Source organism: Stenotrophomonas sp. SrG, from assembly GCF_050031795.1.
Classification (GTDB): Bacteria; Pseudomonadota; Gammaproteobacteria; order Xanthomonadales; family Xanthomonadaceae; genus Stenotrophomonas; species Stenotrophomonas rhizophila_A.
In genome coordinates, this window is the sequence record NZ_JBNBBE010001495.1 from 1 (window position 1) to 233 (window position 233).

At 73.0% G+C, this 233-nt stretch carries 1 pseudogene; it reads right to left on the reverse strand.

Going from position 1 to position 233, the window contains the following annotated elements:
- A pseudogene (locus ACQG3P_RS24350) lies at positions 1–233 on the reverse strand (alpha-amylase family glycosyl hydrolase); the annotation flags it as partial.

Here is a 233-nt window from a genome sequence, read left to right on the forward strand (position 1 = left end):
CCCTCAGGCTGCGCTTGACCGCCTGGCTGCCGCCGCCCAGCGCATCACGCCAGGTGCCCGGCAGCAGGTAGCGGCTGACCTCGAACGTGCTGGCGGTGTCGCCCGTGTTGAGCAGCACCAGCGCGGTCTGCGCGGTATCGCCGTGCTGCAGTACGCGGTAGAACACCGCCTGGGCGCCCTGCAGGCGTTCGTTGACCTGCAGCCCGCGCTGCAGGGCCGGGGTGGCCTCGCGC